The sequence below is a fragment of the Micromonospora sp. NPDC085948 genome, from assembly GCF_040686315.1.
In the GTDB taxonomy this organism is placed as follows: Bacteria; Actinomycetota; Actinomycetes; order Mycobacteriales; family Micromonosporaceae; genus Micromonospora.
Window position 1 is genome coordinate 742,531 of the sequence record NZ_JBFBJW010000002.1, and the last position, 19,523, is coordinate 762,053.

A 19,523-nucleotide genomic window follows, 5' to 3' on the forward strand; every position below is an offset into this window, starting at 1 on the left:
TGGGGTGGTGATCATCCCTGCCGCGCTGTCGGCCGACTCCGGTGCGTTCTCGTTGGCCGTACCGCCGCTGTTTGCCGCTCTGGCTCCGGCGCGGAGCATCCTCATCGCCGGAGCGGGCGGGGGGTTCGACGTGTACGCGGGCCTGCCCTTGGCGTTCGCGCTGTGGCGCGCCGGCGCGCAGGTGCACCTGACCAACCTCTCCTTCTCGGAGCTTGAGGTGATGGACCGGGACGCGTGGGTGGCGGAGCACGTCGCAGCGGTACAGCCGGATACCGCCAGCCCCGACTGGTACTTCCCCGAACGAACGCTTGCCCGCTGGCTGGCGGCTCAACAACTGCCGTCGACGGTGTACGCGTTTCCGCCCCTCGGTGTCCAGCCACTACGGGCGGCGTACCGGCACCTGGTGGAGCACCTCGACATCGACGCGGTGGTCCTGGTCGACGGCGGCACGGATGTCCTGCTGCGGGGCGACGAGAGCGATCTCGGCACGCCGGTGGAGGACATGACCAGCGTGGCCGCAGTGGCCGCGCTGGACGTACCGGTCAAGCTGGTGACCAGTCTCGGCTTCGGCATCGACGCCTACGACGGCGTCAATCACGTTCAGGTGCTGGAGAACCTTGCCGCGCTCGACCGGGACGGTGGTTACCTCGGCGCTCTGTCCATCCCCGGTTCGAGCCGGGAGGCGGAGCTCTACCGCGCTGCCGTCGCCGACGCCCAGGCCGCCACCCCGCAGCGGCCGAGCATCGTCCAGGGGCAGATCGCCGCCGCCACCAGCGGCGCTTTCGGGGACGTCCGATTCACCAGGCGTACCGGCGGCGGCGACCTCTTCGTCAACCCGCTGATGGCCATCTACTTCACCGTGGATCTGGACAAACTCGCCGCCCGATGCCTGTACCTCGACCGTATTGAGAACACCGTCGGCAGACGGCAGGTCATCACACGCATCCAGGCGTTCCGCGACGAACTCCTCGACGCACGCATCCCCCGCGCGTTCCCACACTGATCGCTCGCCAGCGGCGGAGCGTGCACCCGGGGTTGGGGCTCATCGGTCGGCGTCGTAGGCCTGCCGTGCCTGCTCCACCTCTGGGAGGTGGGCGTCGGCCCAGGTGGTCAGGTGCGCGAAGAGCGGACCGAGGCTGGCACCCAGCTCGGTGATCTCGTATTCCACGCGGGGTGGCACCTCGGCGTGGTAGGTGCGTGCCACCAGCCCGTCGCGTTCGAGTTGGCGCAGCCGTTGGGTGAGCACCTTCGGTGTGATGCTGGTCAGCCGGCGTTCCAGCTCCACGAATCGCTGCCGCCCGTACTCGTGCAGAGCCCACAGAATCGGTGTGGTCCATCGACTGAACACGATGTCGACGACCGGCGCGACCGGGCAGGCCAACTCGGGGTGCGTTGACCGTTGCATGTGGCCTCCGTCATAAAGCCATTACTATCCTCTAGGTACCTACTATATCGACGCTACTAACGTCGCCTCCAACCGCGTGACCGACGCGGTCGACTTGGAGGTTCAGACATGTTCGTCGTGACAGGCGCCACCGGGAACGTCGGTCGGAAGCTGTTGTCGATCCTCGCGGCGTCGGGTGCCGCGGCGTCGGCGGTGTCCCGTGCACGACGTCCGGTCGTCGTACCGGACGGGGTGCGCCACCATCGTGCGGACCTGGAGCGGCCGGAGAGCCTGCGGCCGGCGCTCGCCGGCGCCGAGGCGTTGTTCCTGCTCGTGGAGGGCGCCGGGGCGCATCTCGACGTGCCCGAGATCCTGCGGGTCACCACGGAAGCCGGCGTGAAACGCATCGTGCTGCAATCCTCGCAGGCGGTCGGCACGAGGCCCGGGACCGCGTCGCACGCTCCACTGCACGCCATCGAAGAGCAGGTACGCCGGTCCGGCCTCGACTGGACGATCCTGCGCCCCGGCGGCTTCGCCTCCAACGCCCTCAGTTGGGTCGAGCCGGTCCGCAAGGGCCGGACGGTGGCCGCACCGTTCGGTGGGGTCGGTCTGCCGGTGATCGACCCGGACGACATCGCCGAGGTGGCGGCCGTCGCCCTCCGCGACGACGCCCACGCCGGTCGCACGTACGAGTTGACCGGTCCCGCGCTGAGCACACCACGTGAGCGGGTCGCCGATCTCGCTACCGCACTCGGCGAGCCGATCAGCTTCGTCGAGCAGACGCCCGACGAGGCCCGCGAACAGTTGCTGCGGTTCATGCCCCCGCCGGTGGTCGAGGGAACGTTGGCGATCATCGGCGCGCCGACCGCACGTGAGCAGCGGATCAGCCCGGACGTGTCCGAGGTCCTGGGCCGACCGCCGCGCCCCTTCGCCGCGTGGGCCGCTCGCAACGTCGACGCCTTTCGCTGACCCGGCAGACCATCGAAGCGTCTCCTCCCTCGGACCGATGACCGGCCAGCCGTGCGCGGCTGGCCGGTCATCGGCAGGGTTGTGAGCGGCTGATCAGGGGACGATCACCACGCCGCCGCGCACGCCACCTTGGGCCAGTCGGTCGTGGGCCGCCGCCGCGTCGGCGAAGGGGTACACGTCGGCGACCCGGAGCGGGAGGTCGCCGCTGGTGACGAGTTTGACCAACTCACCCAGCCGGGCTCCGTCCGGTAGCACCTCCAGTGCGAGGGTCCGGATTCCCCGCACCGGCTCCGGGCGAAGTGGAGGTGACGCGGCCACGTAGCCGCCGCCGTCCCGGACGAGGTCCAGCAGCGCGGGGCCGATCACCGCCAGATCGATGACCGCGTCGAACGTCCCCGTCGGATCGTCGGTGCGCGACAGGAACGCCGCGCCCAGCGACTCGACGAACTCGCGGTCGTCGGCCCCGGCGAGTCCCGTGGCGTGCAGACCGGCCGCCCGGGCCAGCGCCAGCACGAACCCACCGACCTGCCCGGCGGCGCCGGTGACGAGCACGGTCGAACCCGCGGGGAGCGCGAGCAGGTCAATGGCCTGGGCGGCGGCCAGGCCATTGGTCGGCAGGGTCGCCGATTCGGTGGCGGGGACGCCGGCGGGCGCGGAGGTCAGCCCGGCGGCGTCGAGGACCACGTACTCCGCGTGGGTGCCGACCGTGGTGCGTAGCCAGTGCGAGAAGCCGATGACCTCGTCGCCGATCCCGAACTCCTCGACCGATGGGCCGACCGCGTCGATGCTGCCGGCAACGTCCCAGCCCGGCGTGTACGGCAGATCGGTCGGCAACGGGGCCGGGAACCGGCCGGAGCGGAGCATCAGATCGACCGGATGTACGACTGACGCCGCGACCCGCACCCGGACCTGCCCCGGACCGGGCTCGGGCACCGGCACGTCGATCACCTGCAGGACCTCCGGCCCTCCGAACTGTGCATAGCTGACTGCGCGCATCGCCGACTCCTTCGTGGGACCTCGTGATCACCACAACCGTACGAATCGCTGGCACTGTCGGTAAGTAGGTACCGTAAAGTGCCTAGGGAACCTGAGGAGACAAGATGGCGACGATGACTGCGGCGCAACGCCGCGAGCAGGCCAAACGTGACTACGACGCGTTCCTGGAACAATGCCCGACCCGCGAGCTGCTGAGCAGGCTCACTGACAAGTGGGTCGCCCTGGTGATCCCAGCGCTCGCCAGCGGCCCGCAGCGGCATGGCGAACTCGCCCGCCGCATCGCTGGCGTCAGCCAGAAGATGCTCACCCAGACCCTGCGCACGCTGGAACGCGACGGCCTGGTCACCCGCACGGTCACCGCCTCGATGCCGGTCCGCGTCGACTACGCGCTCACCCCGCTCGGCCATGAGCTGTTCCCGGTCATGGTCGCGATCAAGAACTGGGCGGAGACACACATGGACCGCGTCTTCGAAGCGCGGACTCAGTTCGACGCTCGCCCCTGACCTCTTGTTGCGGCGTGACGGCCGGGACGAGTGACGGCCCGGCGGCGCGTCGGTGCACCGAGGGCTCGCCGGACTGTCGCTCGTGACGGCTAGGGTCCGCGTCGTGGATGACACCTCGACGGCCCGGCGGGCCGCCCACGCCTACGCTGATCTTCTGGAGCGCCGCGACTGGTCCGGGTTGGCCGCCCTGCTCACCGATGATGTGGTCTACGAGATGCCGCAGACCCGGGAGCGCATTCGCGGCCGGGACGCGTTCCTGCGGTTCAACACCGAGTATCCCGGCGATTGGCACCTCCGGCCGCGACGGGTGATCGCCGATGGCCGTCATGCTGCCCTGTTGGTCGATGTTCGCGTCGGCGACGAGCAGCAGGACGCGTGCGTCTGGCTGGAGATGTCCGAGCAGGGGCTGATCAGCAAGATCATCGACTACTGGCCCGAACCGTACGATCCGCCGCCGGGCCGGGAACACCTCGTGGAGCGTTGGTGACCGTGGCCCTACCTGGCGTCGTCCGTGGCCGCCTCGGCTCCGACCGAGTGTGGCAGCACCACCGCCTGAGCGGCGATGACACGTTCGCCGTCGTAGGTCAGCGCCGGTGACCCATGCAGTCGATAGCCCTCATCGAGAAGCGCGCTGACGCGGGCGCAGAATTCGGCGTCGTCGGGTCCGGTGATGAGACGGTAGCCGAGTGGCTTCGTGAAATCCGACACCGCCGCATTCTCCCCGCTGCGATGCCGGCGACCAGTCCCCAGCCCCCAACCCGTTCTCCGATCAGGAACGACCGATGGAGCGGTCGAGGAAGTCGTGGATCATCGGCGCAGCGACGTCGATCTTGTCTTCCAGCAGGAAGTGGCCGGTGTCGAGCAGGTGGAATTCGGCCGCCGGCAGGTCCTTGCGATAGGGGTGGGCGCCAGCGGCCGGGAAGACCGGGTCGTTCTGGCCCCAGACGACAAGCGTCGGCGGCTGGTGGTCACGGAAGAAGGCGTGGAATTCCGGATACAGCGTGACGTTGCTGCCGTAGTCGTAGAACAGATCCAGCTGGATGTCCGCGTTGCCGGGGCGAGCGAGCTGCATGTCGTCGTGGGCCCACCGGTCGGGGTCGAGCCGACTGAGGTCCTGCACCCCCGCCGTGTACTGCTGCTTGACCGTGTCGGAGTTGAGGATGAACGCGATGGCCTGACGGCGTTCGTCGGTCTTCTCCGCCCAGTAAGCCTTGATCGGATCCCAGAACTCGCTCAGCCCCTCTTCGTACGCGTTGCCGTTCTGCACGATGAGCGCGCTGATCCGCTCAGGTCCCTTGAGGGCCATCCGGAACCCCGTCGGCGCCCCGTAGTCAAAACAGTAGAGCGCATAGCGATCCACGCCGAGCTGGCCGAGGAGGCCGTCCATCAGATCGGCGAAGTTGGCGAAGGTGTAGTCGAACGTCGACCGGTCCGGGCTGGCGCTGTGACCGAAACCTGGAAAGTCCGGCGCGATCACCCGATATCGATCAGCGAGCAGGGGGATCAGGTGGCGGAACTGCGAGGACGCCGTGGGAAATCCGTGCAGCAGCAGGACGGCCGGGCCGTCGGCCGGGCCGGCCTCGCGGTAGAAGATATCGATTCCGTTCACGGTCGCCGTACGAAAGTGCGTGACCGGGAACTCGCCTTCCTGGACGGCGGCGACCGAGGGTTTCTGCGCAATGCCCACCATTGTCGAATCCTTTCGGAATGAGGGAAAGCGGTATCACCCTCGGCAATCTCAGCGCCGGGTCCCGCTTCGTCAGCATGGCATGCGACAGGGCCCCCGACGTGCCGAAATCAGTTATCGAACACCGCTTACAGCAGATGGGTACGGAGGAAGTCGAGTTCCAGCGGGAGCAGCCGCTCGGCGGTGCCGTTCGCGGCCATGTGGGTGGCTCCGGTCAACGGCAGGACGGCGTGCGGGCGGCCGGTGCTCAGCAGGGCCGCGGAGAGCCGGAGCGTGTGCGCGGCCACCACGTTGTCGTCGGCCAGGCCGTGCACCAGCAGCAACGGGCGGGCCTGGTCGGGGCCGGTGAGCGGCTCGGCGGCCAACTCGACGAGTGAGTGGTGCGCGTAGACGTCCATGCCGTCCTCGGGCAACCCCAGATAACGCTCGGTGTACGCGGTGTCGTACAGCGCCCAGTCGGTCACCGGCGCGCCCGCGATCCCGCACCGGAACAACTCCGGGTGGCGCAGCACCGCCAACCCGGCCAGCCACCCGCCGAACGACCAACCACGAATCCCCACCCGTGCCATGTCCAGGTCGGGGTGCTTACCGGCGAGCGCGGTCAGGGCGTCGATCTGGTCGGTCAGGGTCACGTCGGCCATCCGCCGGTGGATCGCCTTCTCGAACGACGGGGCCACCCCCGGCGTACCCCGGTTGTCGATGGTGACCACCGCGAACCCGGCATCGGCCCACCACTGCCGCTCCAACCACGCGGCCCGTGCCGCCACGACCTCCTGGTGCCCCGGCCCGCCGTAGATGTCCAGCAGCACCGGCAGCCGCCGGCCCGTCACGTGGTTGTCCGGGTAGAGCACCGCCGCCGGCAACCGCCGATCGGTCACCCGTTCCAGCAACGGCAGCGGAGAGTACGGAGGGGTGGCGGCCAGCGACCGCAGCTCGGCCAACTCCTGGTCGCCGCGCCGAACCGTCCACCGCACCCCCGCGTGGTCCAGCGACGCGATCCCGACGGCAAGCACGTCACCGCCCACGGCGGCGGTGTACCAACCCGGGTCGGTGGTGATCCGGCGCGCGTCCACCCCACCGCCGATGGTGGTGCGGACCCGGAACAGGTGCCGCTCGCTCGGCTCACCGTCGCTGGCCTCGACCAGCAGGTCGGCCGGCCCGGAACTGGCCGGCAGCCGACCCACGACCCGCCGCACGTACAGCGACGGCGGAGTGAGCAGTGTGCCGTCCGCGAACAGGCACCGCGCGTCGTACCCGTCGTGGGCCAACTCCCCGCCGACGAGCACCCGGCCGTCCGGCAGGTGCGCCGGGGTGCCGGTGATCGGCTCGACCCAGCGCGGATCGGCCAGCTCGGCGTGCACCTGCGTCTCACCCGTCCGGGGATCCACCGCGAGTACCAGCCCGTGCTGCTGCGACCGCCGCAACACGGTGATCAGTGGGCTGCCCTCGACCCAGCTGACCGCGGTCAGGTACGGGTAGGTCTCCCGGTCCCAGTGCACGTCGACCCAGCCGTCGTCGAGGTCCAGCAGGTGCAGGCTGACCTCCGCGTTCGGCCCACCAGCCCGGGGGTACGCCACGGCGGTCGGCGCGCTGGCCGGCTCGGCCGGGTCGTGCAGGTGCCAGCGATCCAGGCGGGACTCGTCGACCCGGGCGGCGAGCACCATGCGTCCGTCCGGCGCCCACCAGTACCCCCGGAACCGGCCGAACTCCTCCGCCGCGATGTGCTCGGCCAACCCCCAGCTCACCCCGGCGTCCTCGCCGGCCAGCAGGGTGTCGGTGCCGTCTGCCTCGATCACCCGCAGCTCGCCGCGACGCACACCCTCGCCCGCGTCGGTCACGTACGCCAGCCGCTGCCCGGTCGGGTCGGGACGCGGATCCAGCACCGGACCGACGGTGGCCACCTCCACCACGTCACCGTGCACCAGATCGGCCCGGAACAACCGCCCGGCCAGCGCGAAGACCGCGATCCGCCCGGCGGCGTCCAGCGCGTACGAGCCGATGCCCGCGGCGCTGAGCCGTAAGCGCTCACGAAGCGCGCGTTCGCCGGGGGAGAGGGACCGCACGTCCCCGCCCTCGCCCAGCAGGGTCGTCGGGTCGGCGATCAGGCGCTCCTCGGCGGTGGCCACGTCCAGCAACCAGAGCGCGTCCGCCGGGTCCTCCGGCCCGGCCGAGCGCAGGAAGATCACCCGGGAGCCGTCGTCGGCCACGGAGACAGCGCGCGGCGCGCCGTGGCTGAACCGGCGGGTGCGGGCGGCCAGCTCCGGAAAGTCCACAGACCAAATCGTAGAGCGGTACGGGAGGTGATGTGGCCGACCTGGGCGGACGCGTCGACGCCGGTGGGACCTGGGCGCCGGTTAGAGTGACCGTCGTGACGATGCTGCCCGACCGCCGCCTGCTGCTGGTCCACGCGCACCCCGACGACGAGTCGATCGGCACGGGCTCGACGATGGCCCACTATGCCGCCAACGGGGCCCACGTCACGCTTGTGACCTGCACCCTCGGCGAGGAGGGCGAGATCCACGTGCCCGCGCTGGCCCAGCTCGCCGCCGCCGAGGCCGACCAACTCGGCGGGTACCGCATCGCCGAGCTTGCCGCCGCGTGCGCCGCGCTCGGCGTCAGCGACCACCGCTTCCTGGGCGGCGCCGGCCGCTACCGCGACTCGGGGATGATGGGGCTCGCCACCAACGAACACCCCCGCGCCTTCTGGCAGGCCGACCTCGACGAGGCCGCCGGGCATCTCGTGGAGATCATGCGAGAGGTACGGCCGCAGGTGCTGATCACGTACGACCCGAACGGCTTCTACGGCCACCCCGACCACATCCAGGCCCACCGGGTCGCGATGCGCGCTGTCGAGCTGGCCGCCGCCGAGTTCTGCGCCCCGCCGAAGGTCTACTGGACCGCGATGCCGCTCAGCGTCCTGGAAGCCGGCATGGCGCACTTCGCCGGGTCCTCCGACAACCCGTTCGGCGGCATCGCCGACATCGCCGACCTTCCCTTCGGCACCCCGGACGACCAGATCGCCGCCCGGATCGACGGCACCGACCAGCACGCGGCCAAGGAAGACGCGATGCGGGCGCACGCCACCCAGATCCCGGCCACCTCCTGGCTCTACTCGATCGCCGGCAACTTCGGCGGCGAGTTCATGGGCGTGGAGTTCTTCACCCTCGCGGTCGGCGAGAAGGGACCGGGCTCCGGGCCGTACGCCTGGGAGGACGACCTCTTCGCCGGGCTCCCCGAGGAGATTGCTCCGGACCGGTCCTCGGTCGGGACCGTCTCGGACCGGTCTCCGGTCGGGACCGTCTCGGACCGGTCTCCGGTCGGGACCGTCTCGGACCGATCCTCGGTCGGGACCGCGCCGGACCGGTCCTCGGTCGCGGCGGCGGGTTCCCGGTGACCCTGCCCGCGTCGATGACGGTTCTGGACGACCTGGATGCCCCGCCCCCGGCGGGACCACCGCCGCGACTGTTCGACCTGGGCCTACGGCTGGCCGGCGCGGTCGTCGTGGTGGTCGCCGGAGTGCTGAGCGGGGTGCTGGAGTTGCTGCTCTCCACGGTCCGCGTCGGCGGGCAGTTGATCGGCGTGTCGGCGCTCCTCGCCGTCGGTGCCAACATCGTGCTGAGCTGGTTCGCGCACGAGGCGGTCGGCCGCAGGTGGGCGGTGGCGCTGCCGGCGGTGCCCTGGTTCGCGCTGATGGCGGTGGCCGCCATCCGGACCAACGAGGGTGACCTGTTGCTGGCCGGCGACAACTGGGTCGGCCTGGCCATGATCGTGGCCGGTGCGATGACCTTCGCGGTGATGGGCTTCCGGCAGATCCTCGCTCCGCCGTCCACGGTCGGGCTGATGACGCCACCCAGGTAAGGGTGGTAGATATTCCAGCCAGGGATGTGAGCCCCGCGACGGGGCGTACGGCAGGAGGTCCGGTGGTGGACAGACGGTGGCGTGACATCGCGGTGCTCGTGGCAGCACTGTTCGCGGTCAACGTGGTCGCCCGGCTGATCATCCGGTTCGGCTTCGAGCAGGACGACACGGCCGCCGACCGGGTGTCGTTGGCGATGTTCGCGGTGATCGGGGTGACCCTGGCAGTGGTCGCCTTCCGCTGGGGTCGTCGCCGGCCGCTGGCGGACTGGGCGGCCGACATGGCCCTCGTGGTGCTGGCGGCGATGCTGCTGACCGTGTTGGTCGGGCCTCTGCTGATCGGCCACAATCCGTTCGCTGGCGGCGCGCCGACGTTCTTCGCCCAGCTCTGGCTGTACCTGCTGGCCTCCGTCGCCGGGGTGCTGATCGGCTACCTGGTGCTCACCGCGCTGGGGCGTGACTACCGCTCGTGGCAGCTCAAGCGGTACGCCGAGGTCAAAGCCGCCAAACCCCGCCGCGTCGTCCGCCGCTGACGAGCGCGCACGCCACGACCGACCGCACCGCTGACAAGCCAGGCGTACGAGCAGGCGAGGGCTGGGCTTGTGCCGGCCTGCGCTGCCGGACTCGGGGGTTTGATCAACTCGGCTTTCGTGAAGTCGGGCTGTCCGGAGGGGGCGGACGCCCCGATTTCTTGTTGATCAACTCGGGTTTTATGAAGTCGGGCTGTCTTGGGCAGGCAGATGCCGCGACTTCCCGAAAGTTGAGTCGATCACGGTGCCGGGCTTGCCGCGTGCCGGGCTCGCCACGTGTCCGGCTCACCGCGTGCGCGGGTTTGACCCTGTGCGCCGGTCCTCGTCACTGTGGGGCGACTCGGGTCAGGTAGGTGTGGTGTGTGCTGAAACCGAGTCGCCGGTAGAGCGCCACCGCCGCCGTGTTGTGCTGCTCGACCTGGAGGAAGGCGTGCGTCGCGCCACTGGACACGCCCCAGCCGGCCAACTCGTGGATCACCCGGACAGCCAGCCCTTGACGGCGGGCGGCCGGTAGAACCTCGATGAGGCTGAGGCCCAGCCAGCGCCCCTGGCCGGTCACCGTGCCTCGGCCGACCGCCACCAGCGTGCCGTCGACGTACACGTGGGCGAAACGGACCAGGTCCACGGCGGTGAGCACGTGCCGGGCGGCGTCCGGCAGGCCGCCCTTGCGGCCGGCGGCGACGGCCAGCCACTCCGCGCTCGGCGCGCTGGCCAGCTCAACGACCGCACTGCTCCACACGCCGGCCTGCCCGTCTGCGCCGGCCTGCCCGTCTGCGCCGGCCTGCCCGTCTGCGCCGGCCTGCCCGTCTGCGCCGGCCTGCCCGTCTGCGCCGGCCGTGCCGGTGTCCCCGTCGGCGCTGGGCTGCTCGGTGGTGGTGGATCGGGCAGCCGATGCGGTGCCGGTCGGTCGTAGCGGGAGCGGCGTGGTCTGCACCAGGACCGGCGGGCGGGCGGCCCAGCCGCGGGCGTCCAGTTCGGCGCCGACCGGGGCGGCGAGGGGCAGCGGCGTGTTGATGATCGGCGGCTGGCCCTGTTCGGCGTACCAGCGTTCGACCGCGTCTACGGCGGCGGGGAGCGGTCGGTCGGGGTCGCCGATCGGCAGCGCCGAGTTGGCCCGCCCGCTCCAGCCCTCCGCCGAGCGGAGCAGCCAGTCGCCGAGCTGGCCCCGCGTCGGTGCCGGCCAGGCCTCGTCGGCGGCCCGCTCCAACGCGACGACCGCCGCGGCGGTTGGCCGACGGGTGGGCGGCACCCGCTTGGCGCGGTGGACCTGCGCGACCGGGACGCGCAGATGGCCCTGTGCGGTGGAGAGCGTGAGATGAGTCTCGCTCAGCTCGACCAGCTCGCCGAGGGCGTCGGAGAAGAGCGGTCGGCCCTCGCGAATCCCCACAATCCGGCGGACTACGATTCGGTATCCCACATCCTGCTGTCGGAGCACGATCGACCCCCTCCCCGGCGAGATACTAGGCTCTTACCGTCGCGGGTGATCGCGGCGTGTCTTGCGGAGGAGAAGACCGGTGACCTACATCATCGCCGAGCCGTGCGTGGATGTGCTCGACAAGGCATGCATCGAGGAATGCCCGGTCGACTGCATTTACGAGGGCAATCGGATGCTCTACATCCACCCCGACGAGTGCGTCGACTGTGGTGCCTGTGAGCCGGTCTGCCCGGTGGAGGCGATCTTCTACGAGGACGACGTCCCGGAGCAGTGGAAGGACTACACGGGCGCCAACTACGAGTTCTTCGAGGAGCTGGGCTCGCCCGGCGGTGCCTCGAAGATCGGCAAGGTGGAGAAGGACGCCACCTTCGTCGCCGCGCAGCCACCGCGCGGCGAGGGCCACTGAACCGGCCCGCGCCGGTCTCGTCGCGGCTGCCCGAGTTCACCTGGGACACCCTGGATGCCGCGGCCACTCTGGCCGCGGCCCATCCGGAGGGCCTGATCAACCTCTCGATGGGTACGCCTGTCGACCCGGTGCCCGAGGTGATCCGCCAGGCGTTGGCTGACGCGTCCGATGCTCCCGGCTACCCGCTGACCGCCGGTACCCCGGCGTTGCGGGCCGCGATCACGGCGTGGGTGTCCCGAGCCTGTGGTGCTGGGGTCGACGGTCTGGGTGTGCTGCCGACCATCGGCTCGAAGGAGCTGGTCGCCTGGCTGCCCACGCTGCTCGGCATCGGCCCGGGTGACGTGGTGGTGGTGCCGTCGATCGCGTACCCCACCTACGAGGACGGCGCCCGGTTGGCCGGCGCGACAGTCGTCCGCACCGACTCGCTCACCTCGGTCGGGCCGACCCCGCGGGTCCGGCTGGTCTGGGTGAACTCGCCCGGCAACCCGACCGGTCGGGTGCTGCCCGCGGCGCACCTGCGCAAGGTGGTCGACTGGGCTCGGGAACGCGGCGCGGTGGTCGCCAGCGACGAGTGCTACCTGCCGCTCGGCTGGTCGGCGGAGCCGGTCTCGGTGCTGTCGCCGCAGGTCAGCGGTGGCAGCTATGCCGGGCTGCTCGCCCTGCACTCGCTGTCCAAGCGATCCAATCTCGCCGGCTACCGGGCCGGGTTCGTCGCCGGTGATCCAGCGCTCGTCGCCGAGCTGCTGAAGGTGCGCAAGCACGCGGGGATGATCGTGCCCGCGCCGGTGCAGGCGGCCATGGTGGCCGCGCTGGACGACGAGCGACACGCCGAGGAGCAGCGGGAGCGCTATCGAGCACGGCGGGAGAAACTGGCCGCCGCGTTCACCGGTGCCGGGTTCACCGTCGAGCACTCCGAGGCAGGTCTCTACCTCTGGCTCACCCGAGGTGAGGACTGCTGGCAGACCGTCGACTGGCTGGCGCGGCGCGGCATCCTGGTCGCCGCCGGCGTCTTCTACGGTCCCGGCGGCCAGCAGCACGTACGGGCGGCGCTGACCGAGTCCGACGAGCACATCGCGGGCGTCGCGGCCCGCCTCGCCCAGGTCTGACCGTACGTCCGGGCGACCTCGCCAGGATTTACGATCTTGCGGATCACGGGCTGACGCGATGACCGCCGAGGGCTGACCGGCGTCCGCGCCGGCCCCGGACGATATCCTCGGCCCGACCTGCCCCACACCCGAGCAGGAACGTCGAGGTACGCGGATGGTGGACAGCCCCGGTGTGCGGGCGGCGGTGGTCGGCACCGGCCTGATCGGTGGTTCGGTGCTGCTCCGACTGCACGCCGCAGGCGTCGACGTGACCGGGTGGGATCCGGACGAGGGCACCCGGCGGGAGGCCCGCCGGCTGGGCGTACCCGCTCCGGACCGGTTGGTCGAGGCGGTGGCCGACCGGGACCTGGTCTTCCTCTGCGGGCCGCTGCCGACGCTGCCGGCGACGCTCGTCGAGGTGGCCGCGATGACCGGTGAGCGTTGTGTGCTGACCGACGTGGGCAGTACCAAGGCGGAGGTGGCGGCGTTCGCCGCCACGCACGGGCTGACGCACCGGTTCGTGCCGGGCCACCCGATGGCCGGCACCGACCGGGCGGGCTTGACGGCGGCGGGGCCGGAGCTGCTCAGCGGCGCCGCCTGGGTGCTCTGTCCCACCGCTGGGCCGGCCACGACGGCGTTCCGTTGGCTGGCCGAGTTGCTGGTGGACCTCTTCGCGGCCCAGGTGGTGCCGATGTCCGCGACGGAGCACGACTCGGTCGCGGCGCTCGCCTCACACGTGCCGCACCTGCTGGCCGGCGCGCTTGCCGGTGCGGTGCAGCGCGCCCCGCTGCGCGACGCGATACTCGCGCTCGCCGCCGGCAGCTTCTCCGACGGCACCCGGGTCGCCGGCACCCCCGCCGGTCGGACCGCCAACATGCTGCTCGGCAACCGGGAGCGGGTGCTGCGCGAGCTGGCCGAGGTCACCGCGTTCCTGGACGACCTGACCGCCGCGCTGAGCGCCAGCGACGCACCGGCGCTCACGGCCCGGTACGACGAGGCACGTGCCGCCCGCGCGGCGTTGCGCGATCGCCGGTTCGACGCGTACGACAGGCAGTTCCCGATCGGCGGTGACCACGCCGCGGAGGTGTCCTGGCTGTGCGAGCTGGGGGTGGCCGGTGGTCACCTGACGGGTCTGCACGTCGGCGTCGACACCGTCTCCTACACGGCGCGGCGGCCCGTGGCTGACTAGGCTGAGAGGCATGGCGGCGGACGGTCCGGTGGTGCAGGTGCGCGGCGAGGCGTACCGGGAGGTGCCGCCCGAGCTGGCCCGGTTCGCGGTCACCGCGACCGCGCGGGACCGGGATCGGGAGGCGACCCTGACCCGGCTGGCCGAGCGTGCCGCTGCTGTCCGGGTGCTGCTGGACGGCTCCGGGCCAGCGGTGGCACGGCGGGAGACCGGCGATCTGCGGGTGCGGCCGGAGACCCGTCGCTCCGGTGAACGGGTGGTCGCCTGGCACGGCAGCGTGACCACCACGGTCACCGTCACCGACTTCACCGCCCTCGGCGAGTTGATGCTCCGGTTGGCTGACCAGGACCAGGTCGAGGTGGCCGGGCCGTGGTGGGAGCTTCGCCCGGACAGCCCCGCGCACCGCGAGGCCCGACACGCCGCGATCCGCGACGCGCTGGTACGCGCCCGGGAGTACGCCGAGGCGCTCGGTGCCCAGGTCACCTCGTTGCTCGAGTTGGCCGACGCCGGGCCGGCGGACCGGCCGATGTTCGCCCGCGCGGCGTTCGCCGGAGGTGGCGGCCCGGGTGGCGGCCCGCCGGAACTCGAGTTGGACCCGCAGCCGCAGACCGTCCAGGCGGCCGTGCAGGCGCGGTTCACGATCAGCGCGCCGGTCCTCGACTGATGCCACCGGCTCACGTGCTGTCGGTCGACGAGTTGGTGCAGCGCGCGCTGGCACTGGCCGAGGCCGGTCCGCGGCAACTGCTGGGCATCGCCGGCGCGCCGGGCGCGGGGAAGTCGACGCTGGCCGAGCAGGTCGTGGCCGCGGTCGGGTCGGCCGCCAGACTGGTGCCGATGGACGGCTTCCACCTGGCGCAGTCCCAGCTGGTCCGGCTGGGCCGCGCGGACCGCAAGGGCGCGGCGGACACCTTCGACGCCAACGGGTTCGTCTCGTTGCTGCGCCGACTGCGCCGGTTGGAGCCCACCTCGGTGTACGCGCCGGAGTTCCGCCGTGAGTTGGAGGAGCCGGTGGCCGGGGCGATCGAGGTGCCGCCGTCGGTCCGGCTGGTGGTGACCGAGGGCAATTACCTGCTGCTGCCGGATTTTCCGTGGCAGGAGGTGCGCGCGCTGCTGCACGAGACGTGGTTCCTCGACCTGGACGCCGACCTGCGCCATCGGCGGTTGACCGCCCGACACGAGGCGTTCGGGCGGTCGCCGGAGCAGGCCCGCGAGTGGGCGCTGGGCAGTGACGAGGCCAACGCGGCCCGGATAACTCCGACCGCCGACCGAGCCGACCTGGTGGTCCGCCTGCCGGAGTCGCCGCCGGCCTGACCGGCGGGCTCGAAGCCAGCGTGGTCTGCCCGCCCGTGCCGGCGGCGGCCGGACCCGCCGGGGTCGGTGGGATCAGTCCAGGTCACGGATGGGCCGGGCGGGGTTGCCGACGGCGACCACGTTGGCGGGCAGGTCCCGCGTCACCACCGCGCCTGCGCCGACGACGGTGTTCGCGCCGATCGACACTCCGGCCAGCACGATCGCGCCGCCGCCGAGCCAGACGTTGTCGTCGATGGTGATCGGCTTGGCGGCCTCCCACTTGTCCCGTCGCGGGCCGGGATCGACCGGATGGGTCGGGGTGAGCAGCTGCACGTTCGGTCCGACCTGGACGTCCGCGCCGATGGTGATCCGCGCGACGTCGAGGAAGACGGCGTGGTAGTTGACGAAGCTGCGCGGGCCGATGCGAATCTGCCAGCCGTAGTCGCAGTAGAACGGTGGGCGGACCCACGCGTCCTCGCCCACGTCACCGAGCAGTTCGCGCAGCGCCCCCAGCCGCCCCTGCGGATCTGCCGCGGGACTGGTGTTGAAGCGTTCCATCAGGCGGGCGGCCCGGTCCAGGTCGGCGATGAGTTCGGGATCGTCGGCGAGGTACGGCTCGCCGGCCAGCATCCGGTCCTTCATGGAGGTCACCCGGTCGATGATGCCCGCCGACTCCGCTGCTGGTTGGCAGGTCCGTCATATTTTCGACCCCTTTTTTGCATACCGGGTATGCAATACTGACGGCGGTCTATGCACGTCTCGCAGTACAAACGCTCCACCGAGGAGGATCCGTTGCATCGACGCAGCAGAATGACCACCGCCGTCACCGCCATCGCCGCCCTCGTCCTGGGCCCTCCGGCGATCGCCGTGGCCAGCCCACCGACCATCGCCCCCGACGCCGCCCCGCGTACCGCGACCGGCGCGCCCACCGCCAGCGCCACCGCGAAGACGGTCACCCTGCTCACCGGAGACCGGGTCACCGTCACCGCGTCCGGGTCCGCGGCCGTCCGCCCCGGTCCCGAGCGTGCTCACCTGCGCTTCCTCACCAGCCGCGTCCGCGGTCACCTGACCGTGCTGCCGGAGGACGCCCTGCCACTGGTCCGCGCCGGCCGGGTCGACCGGCGACTGTTCGACGTGACCGGGCTGATCGCCGCCGGCTACGACGACGCCCGCCGGGACAACCTGCCGCTTCTGGTGACGTACGGCGAGACCGGCTCCGCCCGGCGCGCCCCGGCCGCACTGCCCGGCACGCGGGTGACCCGCGACCTACCGGCGATTCACGGCGCCGCCCTGCACAGCGACAAGTCCTCCCTCGGCGCGGTCTGGGCGACTGTCGCCACCGGCCCCGCCGGGGCCCGTATCGACGCGGCGGGGGGCGTCGAGCGGATCTGGCTGGACGGCCGTCGCCGGGTGACCCTCGACCACAGCGTGCCGCAGATCGGCGCACCCGCAGCCTGGGCGGCCGGGTTCACCGGCACGGGAGTGACCGTCGCGGTGCTGGACACCGGCGTCGACGCAACCCACCCGGACCTGGCCGGCAAGGTGGCCGAGGCGCGCAACTTCACCGAGGTCCCCGAAGCTCGGGACGTGATCGGCCACGGCACCCACGTGGCCTCGACCATCGCCGGCACCGGCGCGGCCTCCGGCGGCAAGTACCGGGGTGTGGCGCCGGACGCGACGCTGCTGGACGGCAAGGTCTGTGAGGACCAGGGCTGCACCGACTCGGCGATCCTCGCCGGCATGCAGTGGGCCGCGGTGGAGAAGAAGGCCGCCGTGGTCAACATGAGCCTCAGCGGTTGGGACACCCCCGAGGTCGACCCGCTGGAGGAGGCGGTGCAGACCCTGACCGCGCAGACCGGCACGCTGTTCGTCCTCGCCGCCGGCAACGACGGCTCGGACGGCTCGGTCGGCTCCCCGGCCAGCGCCGACGCCGGGCTCGCCGTGGGCGCGGTGGACCGGGACGACGAGCTGGCCGAATTCTCCAGCCGGGGACCGCGGGTCGGCGACGAGGCGCTGAAGCCGGACATCACCGGGCCCGGCGTCGACATCGTCGCCGCGCGGTCCGCCACCGGCGTCATCGGCGACCCGGTGGGGGACCGCTACGTCACCCTCTCCGGCACCTCGATGGCGACCCCGCACGTGGCCGGTTCGGCCGCGCTGCTGGCCCAGCAGCACCCCGGGTGGCGGGCCGAGCGGCTCAAGGCCACCCTGATGGCCGCCGCCAAGCCGCACCCGGACCAGACCGCCTACCAGCAGGGCGCCGGGCGGGTCGACGTCGCGCACGCGACCACCCAGGCGATCACCAGCGACCCGGTGAGCGTCTCGTTCGGGCGTGCGCTCTGGCCGCACGCCGACGACGCCCCGATCATCCGCACGGTGACCTGGCGAAACGACGGTCCGGACCCGGTCACCGTGGACCTGGGCGTCGAGGGCGCCGGCCCCGGCGGTCGTGCGCTGCCGGCCGGTCTGTTCGTGTTGGGCGCCAACCAACTCACCGTGCCGGCGGGCGGTACGGCCGCCACGACCGTCACCGCGGACACCCGGCTCGGCGACGCCGACGGCTACTGGACCGGGCGGATCGTGGCCCGGTCCGGGGCGGCGGTCGCGGTCACCCCGCTGGCCGTGCACCGGGAGGTGGAGAGCTACACGCTGACCATGGAGCACCTGAACCGCGCCGGCGCGCGCACCGCTGACCATTCGAGCAGCCTGGTCGGGTTGGACGGTTTCGCCTGGTGGGACCTTGAGGGCGTCGACGGAGTCTCCACCGTGCGACTGCCGAAGGGGCACTACGGCCTGAGCAGCATCATCTTCGAGCCGGCGCCGGACGATGAGTCGGGTGGGGTGTCCGTCCTGGTGCAGCCCGAACTGACCGTCGAACGGGACACCCGGATCGTCGTGGACGCCCGCCGGACGAAGCCGGTACGGACGACCGTCCCCGAGCGGGGGGCCGCCCCGGAGTTGATCGACATCAGTGGCAACTTCACGGCCGACGACGGCAGTGGATACGGCGTCGGGCTCTGGGCGGACACGTTCACCGGCCTGACCAGTGGCCAGCTCGGCAAGGCGGTCTCCGCCGACCGGTTCGTCGCCACCGTCAGCAGCCAGTGGACCAAGCCGGACACGGCCAACAGCCCGTACCTGTACGCGTTGGCCGAGGCGATCCCCGGCCGGATGCCCACGGGGTTCGTCCGCGACTACACCCGACGGGATCTGGCCACCGTCGTGCACCGCTTCCGCGGTGGCTACCCGGACCTGGAGGCCGAGCGGACCGTGTACCCCGTCCTGGAGTACAACGTCGGCGGCTCCGCCCTGGTCCTGCCCACCGTCGTGCCCGGCCAGCGGGTCGAGCACTACAACACGAGGGGCGTGAAGTGGGAGACCGACATCTACTTCGGAACGCGGGACGAGGAGGGCTGGTTGAACCCGCGGGCAGCGCTCTTCTCCACCGCCACCGCGTACCGGGCCGGGCGGACGGTGCAGGAGATCTGGAATCAGGCCCCGTACGCGCCGTCCTTCCCGAACCCGCGCTGGCCGCACCAGAGCGTCAGCCGGGTCGGCGACACCATCCTGGCCGACGTGCCGATGTTCAGCGACGCGGCCGGGCACCCGGGCGCGTCACTGAGCGACAGTGAGCACACCACGCTCTGGCGCAACGGCGAGCTGGTCGGCGAGAGCGAGTACGCCGGCTACGGAGAGTTCACCGTGCCGCCGGGTAGGGCGGACTACCGCCTCGTCGCGTCCTCGAAGCGAAGCTTCACCGACCTGAGCACCGAGGTGGAATCCACCTGGACCTTCCGGTCGCGGCACGTCACCGGTGACACACCGGCCCGACTGCCGCTGTCGGCGGTGCGCTTCACCCCGCCGTTGCGGGTCGACAACAGCGCACCCGCGGGTCAGGACTTCGTCGTCCCGGTGCGGGTGCAGCGGCAGCCCGGCGCGCCGGCCGCCCGGGTGCAGAAGCTCACTGTCGACGTCTCGTACGACGGCGGGAAGACCTGGGCCACGGCGAAGCTGGTCCGCTCCTCCGCCAACGGCTGGTCGGCTCTGCTGCGGCATCCGGCGGGCACCGGTCACGTGTCGCTGCGGGCCACCGCCCGGGACACCGCGGGTAACACGGTGACGCAACGGGTCATCCAGGCGTACCGGTTGCGCTGAGGCGTACCCCGTCGGGTCCGCGGCCGAGTGCCGCGGACCCGA

Annotated in this window: 20 protein-coding genes; 13 read left to right on the plus strand and 7 right to left on the minus strand. The window is 71.6% G+C overall.

The window, feature by feature from the left end:
* Positions 1 to 7: 7 nt before the first annotated feature.
* Positions 8 to 1,003, plus strand: coding sequence for a DUF1152 domain-containing protein (locus tag AB0O48_RS09345; RefSeq protein WP_365064272.1), 996 nt, complete (start codon positions 8 to 10; stop codon positions 1,001 to 1,003).
* A gap of 39 nt (positions 1,004 to 1,042) precedes the next feature.
* Here the strand turns inward: AB0O48_RS09345 and AB0O48_RS09350 are convergent, their stop codons facing one another.
* Entirely contained in the window at positions 1,043 to 1,405 is a 363-nt protein-coding gene (locus AB0O48_RS09350; protein WP_357246838.1) for a helix-turn-helix domain-containing protein, read from the minus strand.
* A gap of 108 nt (positions 1,406 to 1,513) precedes the next feature.
* On the opposite strand from AB0O48_RS09350, the gene AB0O48_RS09355 reads away from it, so the two are divergent.
* Complete coding sequence (locus tag AB0O48_RS09355; RefSeq protein ID WP_357246834.1) at positions 1,514 to 2,353, plus strand: NAD(P)H-binding protein; 840 nt, start codon at positions 1,514 to 1,516, stop codon at positions 2,351 to 2,353.
* Positions 2,354 to 2,446: 93 nt separating this feature from the next.
* Here the strand turns inward: AB0O48_RS09355 and AB0O48_RS09360 are convergent, their stop codons facing one another.
* Positions 2,447 to 3,349, minus strand: coding sequence for an NADP-dependent oxidoreductase (locus AB0O48_RS09360; protein WP_365064277.1), 903 nt, complete (start codon positions 3,347 to 3,349; stop codon positions 2,447 to 2,449).
* Between the two features lie 104 nt (positions 3,350 to 3,453).
* Between AB0O48_RS09360 and AB0O48_RS09365 the strand changes: the two genes are divergently transcribed.
* Together AB0O48_RS09365 and AB0O48_RS09370 are read left to right on the plus strand one after the other, a co-directional pair.
* A complete protein-coding gene (locus AB0O48_RS09365; protein WP_365064280.1) occupies positions 3,454 to 3,852 on the plus strand; it encodes a helix-turn-helix domain-containing protein in 399 nt (132 codons plus the stop codon).
* 73 nt (positions 3,853 to 3,925) lie between these two features.
* Positions 3,926 to 4,339 (plus strand): nuclear transport factor 2 family protein, encoded by a 414-nt coding sequence (locus tag AB0O48_RS09370; RefSeq protein WP_357247181.1) that lies wholly within the window; start codon positions 3,926 to 3,928, stop codon positions 4,337 to 4,339.
* Positions 4,340 to 4,347: 8 nt separating this feature from the next.
* On the opposite strand, the gene AB0O48_RS09375 is transcribed toward AB0O48_RS09370, so the two are convergent.
* From AB0O48_RS09375 to AB0O48_RS09385, 3 genes are all read right to left on the minus strand, one after another.
* Complete coding sequence (locus AB0O48_RS09375) at positions 4,348 to 4,560, minus strand: DUF1737 domain-containing protein (RefSeq protein WP_357246825.1); 213 nt, start codon at positions 4,558 to 4,560, stop codon at positions 4,348 to 4,350.
* Positions 4,561 to 4,621: 61 nt separating this feature from the next.
* The gene (locus AB0O48_RS09380; protein WP_357246822.1) at positions 4,622 to 5,542 is read right to left on the minus strand and encodes an alpha/beta hydrolase; all 921 of its coding nucleotides are present in this window, start codon (positions 5,540 to 5,542) and stop codon (positions 4,622 to 4,624) included.
* A 125-nt stretch (positions 5,543 to 5,667) separates the two neighbouring features.
* Positions 5,668 to 7,812, minus strand: a complete 2,145-nt coding sequence (locus AB0O48_RS09385) for a prolyl oligopeptidase family serine peptidase (protein WP_357246820.1) — start codon at positions 7,810 to 7,812, stop codon at positions 5,668 to 5,670.
* An 86-nt stretch (positions 7,813 to 7,898) separates the two neighbouring features.
* Between AB0O48_RS09385 and mshB the strand changes: the two genes are divergently transcribed.
* The 3 genes from mshB (at position 7,899) to AB0O48_RS09400 (ending at position 9,927) form a co-directional block, all read left to right on the plus strand.
* Positions 7,899 to 8,933 (plus strand): N-acetyl-1-D-myo-inositol-2-amino-2-deoxy-alpha-D-glucopyranoside deacetylase, encoded by a 1,035-nt coding sequence (gene mshB / locus AB0O48_RS09390; protein ID WP_365064285.1) that lies wholly within the window; start codon positions 7,899 to 7,901, stop codon positions 8,931 to 8,933.
* 14 nt (positions 8,934 to 8,947) lie between these two features.
* Complete coding sequence (locus AB0O48_RS09395; RefSeq protein ID WP_357246814.1) at positions 8,948 to 9,397, plus strand: hypothetical protein; 450 nt, start codon at positions 8,948 to 8,950, stop codon at positions 9,395 to 9,397.
* Positions 9,398 to 9,462: 65 nt separating this feature from the next.
* A complete protein-coding gene (locus AB0O48_RS09400) occupies positions 9,463 to 9,927 on the plus strand; it encodes a hypothetical protein (RefSeq protein ID WP_357247178.1) in 465 nt (154 codons plus the stop codon).
* Positions 9,928 to 10,249: 322 nt separating this feature from the next.
* On the opposite strand, the gene AB0O48_RS09405 is transcribed toward AB0O48_RS09400, so the two are convergent.
* Positions 10,250 to 11,359 carry a GNAT family N-acetyltransferase gene (locus tag AB0O48_RS09405; protein WP_365064289.1) on the minus strand — a complete coding sequence of 370 codons (1,110 nt, stop codon included), beginning with the start codon at positions 11,357 to 11,359 and terminating at the stop codon, positions 10,250 to 10,252.
* Between the two features lie 79 nt (positions 11,360 to 11,438).
* On the opposite strand from AB0O48_RS09405, the gene fdxA reads away from it, so the two are divergent.
* The 5 genes from fdxA (at position 11,439) to AB0O48_RS09430 (ending at position 15,347) form a co-directional block, all read left to right on the plus strand.
* Positions 11,439 to 11,765 (plus strand): ferredoxin, encoded by a 327-nt coding sequence (fdxA, locus tag AB0O48_RS09410; RefSeq protein ID WP_091422126.1) that lies wholly within the window; start codon positions 11,439 to 11,441, stop codon positions 11,763 to 11,765.
* Positions 11,762 to 12,871, plus strand: coding sequence for a succinyldiaminopimelate transaminase (dapC, locus tag AB0O48_RS09415; RefSeq protein WP_365064406.1), 1,110 nt, complete (start codon positions 11,762 to 11,764; stop codon positions 12,869 to 12,871). The genes fdxA and dapC overlap by 4 nt, the downstream gene beginning before the upstream one ends.
* A gap of 154 nt (positions 12,872 to 13,025) precedes the next feature.
* The gene (locus tag AB0O48_RS09420) at positions 13,026 to 14,039 is read left to right on the plus strand and encodes a prephenate dehydrogenase/arogenate dehydrogenase family protein (protein WP_365064292.1); all 1,014 of its coding nucleotides are present in this window, start codon (positions 13,026 to 13,028) and stop codon (positions 14,037 to 14,039) included.
* Positions 14,040 to 14,049: 10 nt separating this feature from the next.
* Positions 14,050 to 14,700 carry an SIMPL domain-containing protein gene (locus tag AB0O48_RS09425; protein ID WP_357246806.1) on the plus strand — a complete coding sequence of 217 codons (651 nt, stop codon included), beginning with the start codon at positions 14,050 to 14,052 and terminating at the stop codon, positions 14,698 to 14,700.
* The gene (locus AB0O48_RS09430) at positions 14,700 to 15,347 is read left to right on the plus strand and encodes a nucleoside/nucleotide kinase family protein (protein ID WP_357246803.1); all 648 of its coding nucleotides are present in this window, start codon (positions 14,700 to 14,702) and stop codon (positions 15,345 to 15,347) included. The genes AB0O48_RS09425 and AB0O48_RS09430 overlap by 1 nt, the downstream gene beginning before the upstream one ends.
* A 72-nt stretch (positions 15,348 to 15,419) precedes the next feature.
* Here the strand turns inward: AB0O48_RS09430 and AB0O48_RS09435 are convergent, their stop codons facing one another.
* Positions 15,420 to 15,977, minus strand: a complete 558-nt coding sequence (locus AB0O48_RS09435) for a sugar O-acetyltransferase (RefSeq protein ID WP_357246800.1) — start codon at positions 15,975 to 15,977, stop codon at positions 15,420 to 15,422.
* A gap of 159 nt (positions 15,978 to 16,136) precedes the next feature.
* Here AB0O48_RS09435 and AB0O48_RS09440 point away from each other — a divergent pair, with 159 nt between their 5' ends.
* Positions 16,137 to 19,481 (plus strand): S8 family serine peptidase, encoded by a 3,345-nt coding sequence (locus AB0O48_RS09440; RefSeq protein WP_365064297.1) that lies wholly within the window; start codon positions 16,137 to 16,139, stop codon positions 19,479 to 19,481.
* Positions 19,482 to 19,523: the final 42 nt, after the last annotated feature.